We start from the raw sequence: 659 nt of genomic DNA, 5'->3' as shown, positions 1-659 counted from the left end.
AAAAACTATATTGCCAACACCAAGCCTTCTTACTGCTCTGCCTACTTTAATCACGAATGGACTGTTACAGGTGATTCGGTGAAGTACATCGGTGATGAGAAAAATGGTGGCAAATGGGTGGATGTGAGGTAACAGCAAGTGGCTGCTGCATGGTAGCCACCTTGAATAAGGAAAGTATGTGAATTTTTCAGAACGCAACTGGGTGTATTGGTTGGGTCGTTATGCTCTGGGAGTGGGTGTGGTTGTATTGGCCAATTTAGTGGGATATCAATCTGTGCATCATTATTATGAAGGCAGTGGCATGGCTCATGGCTTGGTCACAGGTCTGATTTATGGACTCACTTTTATGTTCAGTATGGTTTTTTTATTTACCAAAGCCATTGTGCATCTTCCAAGCCGGGTTGAGCTTACTGACGAAACCTTGCGTTACGTTGACTCTACCCAGTCTGTCCATTTGCCTTGGTCACAAGTTCAATCGGCAACAATGAAAAGAGGCTATCTGGATGTGATGGGCAACACAGCAACCATCGTCATTGATACAAATGTGGCTGTGTTCACACTCCGTTGTCTGAAGTTTCCTGACAAGTGCCTCATAGCCTTGGCTGACCACATGACACCACCATCTGAATAAGTGTTTCTCCGCTCGTTCGTCGTGAGTT

General features: G+C 45.1%; 2 protein-coding genes. Both read left to right on the top strand.

What is annotated here, in order from left to right; all coding sequences use genetic code 11:
• Positions 1 to 9: 9 nt before the first annotated feature.
• Complete coding sequence (locus A2F46_RS12210; protein ID WP_082783699.1) at positions 10 to 132, top strand: TrbM/KikA/MpfK family conjugal transfer protein; 123 nt, start codon at positions 10 to 12, stop codon at positions 130 to 132.
• A 46-nt stretch (positions 133 to 178) separates the two neighbouring features.
• Complete coding sequence (locus tag A2F46_RS11765; RefSeq protein ID WP_066570661.1) at positions 179 to 631, top strand: hypothetical protein; 453 nt, start codon at positions 179 to 181, stop codon at positions 629 to 631.
• The last annotated feature ends 28 nt before the right edge of the window (positions 632 to 659 follow it).

It is taken from the genome of Snodgrassella sp. CFCC 13594 (genome assembly GCF_001590725.1).
In the GTDB taxonomy this organism is placed as follows: Bacteria; Pseudomonadota; Gammaproteobacteria; order Burkholderiales; family Neisseriaceae; genus Snodgrassella.
The sequence above is the reverse complement of the archived record's forward strand: the minus strand, read 5'-3'. Positions and strand labels throughout refer to the sequence as shown.